The sequence below is a fragment of the Photorhabdus temperata genome (genome assembly GCF_025384845.1).
In the GTDB taxonomy this organism is placed as follows: Bacteria; Pseudomonadota; Gammaproteobacteria; order Enterobacterales; family Enterobacteriaceae; genus Photorhabdus; species Photorhabdus temperata.
This window is the reverse complement of sequence record NZ_JAJAFX010000124.1, coordinates 1-4,082: the sequence shown is the minus strand read 5'-3', so window position 1 is coordinate 4,082 and position 4,082 is coordinate 1. Positions and strand designations below refer to the sequence as shown.

7 protein-coding genes are annotated in these 4,082 nt (G+C 40.7%); 5 read left to right on the top strand and 2 right to left on the bottom strand.

The window, feature by feature from the left end:
- The 4 genes from LGZ99_RS23595 to LGZ99_RS23580 all read left to right on the top strand — a co-directional run.
- Positions 1 to 336 (top strand): antitermination protein Q (locus tag LGZ99_RS23595; protein ID WP_262979756.1); only part of this gene is annotated, 336 nt, incomplete at its 5' end.
- A 236-nt stretch (positions 337 to 572) separates the two neighbouring features.
- On the top strand, positions 573 to 749 hold the full coding sequence (locus tag LGZ99_RS23590) for a type II toxin-antitoxin system HicA family toxin (RefSeq protein ID WP_166309148.1): 177 nt from the start codon (positions 573 to 575) through the stop codon (positions 747 to 749).
- Positions 750 to 801: 52 nt separating this feature from the next.
- On the top strand, positions 802 to 1,209 hold the full coding sequence (locus LGZ99_RS23585) for a type II toxin-antitoxin system HicB family antitoxin (RefSeq protein ID WP_166309145.1): 408 nt from the start codon (positions 802 to 804) through the stop codon (positions 1,207 to 1,209).
- Positions 1,210 to 1,298: 89 nt separating this feature from the next.
- Positions 1,299 to 1,817, top strand: coding sequence for a hypothetical protein (locus LGZ99_RS23580; protein WP_166311028.1), 519 nt, complete (start codon positions 1,299 to 1,301; stop codon positions 1,815 to 1,817).
- Positions 1,818 to 2,014: 197 nt separating this feature from the next.
- Here the strand turns inward: LGZ99_RS23580 and LGZ99_RS23575 are convergent, their stop codons facing one another.
- Entirely contained in the window at positions 2,015 to 2,461 is a 447-nt protein-coding gene (locus LGZ99_RS23575) for a hypothetical protein (RefSeq protein WP_166310389.1), read from the bottom strand.
- 16 nt (positions 2,462 to 2,477) lie between these two features.
- Positions 2,478 to 2,642, bottom strand: a complete 165-nt coding sequence (locus LGZ99_RS23570) for a hypothetical protein (protein ID WP_166310387.1) — start codon at positions 2,640 to 2,642, stop codon at positions 2,478 to 2,480.
- A gap of 454 nt (positions 2,643 to 3,096) precedes the next feature.
- Here LGZ99_RS23570 and LGZ99_RS23565 point away from each other — a divergent pair, with 454 nt between their 5' ends.
- Positions 3,097 to 4,050 carry a P63C domain-containing protein gene (locus LGZ99_RS23565; RefSeq protein WP_166310385.1) on the top strand — a complete coding sequence of 318 codons (954 nt, stop codon included), beginning with the start codon at positions 3,097 to 3,099 and terminating at the stop codon, positions 4,048 to 4,050.
- The last annotated feature ends 32 nt before the right edge of the window (positions 4,051 to 4,082 follow it).

The window sequence follows — 4,082 nt, the reverse complement described above, 5'->3', positions numbered from 1 at the left end:
ATAGAAACTGAGTGCGTGCATGAACTTTGCTCACCTTGCAATGGCAAAGGGATTATATCCAACCGCTGTCGCTGTAACGGCACAGGTAAAGTGGTTGACCGTGAAGCGACGAAAGCCACTGGCGCACCGGTAATTAAAATCTGTGAGCGTTGTACGGGCCGAGGTTATAGTCGGGTACCGTCATCAGTGGCATATACAGCAATTAAGGCTCTCTTGCCCGATTTAAACGAAAGGACATGGAGAAGGAATTGGAAGCCATTCTATGAAAAGCTGGTGGCGAAATGCGATATTGAAGAAAGCCGGGCCGCCTCCGAATTCAGCAAAGTGACACAATAAAAAGCACATCGACAATTTGCATTTTGTCCGCAATTGGTTTATTGTCTGTCAATAGTGGGGAATTGTAGCTATGCTCACTAAAGAACATTCAGACCCGCCGATGCGCGGGTTTTTCTTTTTCTACTATCTTGTATCCCCTCCCGCGACAATATAAGCAAAAATGTTTATATTTCTCTTGTTTTTATAAACAAAAATGTTTATACTTGTTTCAAGTTAAACAAACAGGAGAGGAGGTAGTGAAGCAAAGCGAATTTCGGCGGTGGCTTAAAACCCAGGGGGCAGAATTTAAAGATGGGAGCAATCATCTAAAAATCTTCCTGAATGGCAAGCAAACAACGATGCCGAGACACCCCAGTAAAGAGATCCCCGAACCATTGCGGAAATTGATACTGAAACAACTTGGCATTAAATAATAAAGCTGGCTCAGAAATGAGCCAGTTATTCGCCGCGCTTCACTAAATACATATGCGGTATCCGGTGAAATTTGAACACGATGAAACGGGGTGGGCGGTTATGTTTCCCGATATTCCCGAAGCGTTGACGGGGGGTGAAACAAGAGAGGAGGCGTTAGAAATGGCGCAAGATGCTCTTGTCACTGCATTTGATTTTTATTTTGATGATCAACGTGAGGTGCCAATACCCTCTAATGAGGGTGAGGCATTTGTTGACGTTCCGGCGAGTGTTACAGCTAAAGTATTGTTGTTAAATACCATGCTGCAAACAAAAACAAGCAATGCAGAGTTAGCGAGAAAACTCGGCACGCGCCCGCAGGACGTGCAACGTATAGTTTCATTGCGTCATAGTACGAAGATTGACACAGTAGAAAGCGCGTTGAACGCACTCGGTAAGAGATTGGATCTCGCGATTAATTGACAACGCACTACATACAATTCCAAGGCCGCGAATAATCGTGGCCTTTTTTGTATGTATGTCATAGTAATTTTTCATTAAAGGTGGTAATCATGCTGGTTCGTAATCAGGAATCTATGGAGAAAGGCATGTCAATTACTTATTCTGATATTCGCTCTCAACACAAACTGTTACAAGAGAAATACAAAGCCAGAAAAGAACTTCTTCAAAGTGATGCTCAGGATTTAATGAAAGAATATTATGAATCCTTAGATCTCCCTGCATCATCATGGAAAGATAAAGAGGGTGTAGAGCAGCCATATGTACGTTCTTGCATCATAAATCAGCAAGGAGATCTTGAATATCGTCCTGCGCATGTAGTTCAATTGGATGAGGATTACAGGCTTAATTTTCAAATGGGGACGATGGTGAATGACACGCTGTGTGTGGGTGATTGGTATTATGTTGCAATATCACTATGGTATGAAAATTCACTCTTGCATGTCAGTGTGGCAAATGGCGCTCATGAGTTCACTATTCCAAAAGGCACTGTGACAGACAGGTTTTTTGAAGTGACTTCGGCAATAAAGACAGTTATCCATACAGGATTAGATGATCCTGAGTTGGATTAATAATTTTCAGAATTATCAAGGTCGCATAAGCGGCCTTTTTCTTTTCACACCCGCACTTACGGGGCTTTTTCATATATAAAGCCCACATCCCCCGTTCTCAGATAAAAGTTTCAGTCTGTCTAATGGCTGATGTGGCATCAATTCCGGGCTACGCAATGCGTAGCCTTTTTATTTGAATAAACAGAATGGTTTATTCACTATCTGGCTATGCATGACATAAATCTTTCCCAACGGGTAAGTTTTATGTCTACTGGCTCACCAAGATGTTTTCTTGTGATTATGTCTGCCGGATTAACTAAAGGACTCCAAACAATATGATCGTCATTTTGCATGTCGGAAACATAGTTTGCTAACTCCTGTTCAGGAGCAGTAAGAGCGTGAATGGTATATAGGTTTAGATAGCGTATAGATTGTTTTCTGGCTGATTCGGCTGTTTTCTCAAATGAAAATGCCATCCTAAGCGCAGTAATGGCTGCTATTGCAATACCGATAATGACCTGATTCCCAAGGTTACCAATAACGGACGAGCCGAGTAAGAGTAGAAAAAATGAAAGTACTTTATCTATTCTACCGAGTAATACACTAAACATCATGTGAAGCTGGTATGAATAGTAGATTAGATATAGCAGGTTTTCTCGGCTCATAAATTATCCTTATTTTTTACTGGTTTTTACTAGAACCTCCACTCGAAGAAGCAGGAGATTGTTCATTTGGTTTATTTGGTGATTGTTGTGGTTGCTGTTTGGCTTGCTCGTATATTTTTCTGGCAAGTCCAGGTGGCATACTGTCACCTATAAACTTATTTGTTTTGATTACTTTTCCCATCTAATTTTCCTCGTTTGCATGGTTACTTTTGGCGATTTAACGATAGCAGATAGGGGCATGTGCCGCCAGTCGCTTATTCTGGCATCAATTTACGGTCACACTTTGGTGTGGCCTTTTTCTTTTCACGCCCGTTGAACGGGATCTTAATCCCCAACGGGGGTGGAACATGAAGATGAAAAATACTAGACACAACCTCGGCGATGATTGCGTTACATATCGGTGTGTTTTTATTAAAAAAATGACCAAAAGATCCAATAATATAGCTAAACAAAACATTGGCGTACTTTTTAGCTAAAATAGATTTTTGCTAAGAGTTAAATGAATTTAACCATATGATTTAAATATTTTTTTTATAAAATGATATTGTTTATAGCTAATTTTATTTTTAGCTATAATTTGATGTTTATTTTTCATTAAGCTAATATGGCCTCAACTAATAAAAAAAGGTCGCTTTATGAACACAAAAGAAAGAGCACGTAAAGCATCAGCTATGTCCGCTATTATCCGTGGAGCACCAAAAGCCACTCATACTGGGGTAATGGCAGCAAATGGTGTTCAATGTGCCGTACTGCCCGATGGCAAAAGGGTTATTTCTATGCAGGGTACTGGGGGACTTGCTGAAACGTTTGGTGTTTCCATTGGCTCCAAAATGCCTAGATGGATTCCAAATGGAAGACCCGGACAACTTCCTTACGTTCTTCAAGCTGGCGAATTAGATGAGTTCATTCCAGATGATTTAAGGAGAGAATTAGCAGAGCCAATTGTTTATAGAACGGGAGGTGGTGCTGCTTACGGTGTTGATGTCACACTTTTACCTGCGATATGTGAGGTATGGATAGAGGCGGATAAAGCGGGTGTATTAAAACAAAGAAATCATATTAATACAGCTATAAAAGCCAATGCACTTTATAAAGCGCTTGCAAGGGTTGGAGCAATAGCACTTGTTGATGAAGCTACTGGTTATCAAAGAGATCGAGAACGTGATGCTCTGGCTAAAATTTTAGAAGCATTTGTAGCTAAGGAACTGAAACCTTGGGTAAGCACTTTCCCAGTAGATTATTACGAAGGGCTTTTCAGAATTTACGGTCTTGATTACCCTCCTGCGGGAAAGAAGAACTGGAGACCAAGCTTCATTGGCACCGTCACAAACAACGTTGTTTATAGCCGACTAGCCCCCGATTTATTACCTGAATTAAAAAAAGCGGCTTCTCAATCAGAGAGAAAAGCAAAATTACACCAGTGGCTAACTGATGATATTGGGCACCCAAAACTCAGAGAGCACTTAGCATCTATTGTCACTTTGCTTAAAATATCAAAAACCCCTGAGCAATTTTATGACTTAGTTGACACCGTTCATCCGAAATTAATTTTAGAAACAGAACAAGATGATGGAATGAATAAAGAGTAACCTAGCCCTTGGCGCTTTATCAGCATCACGAC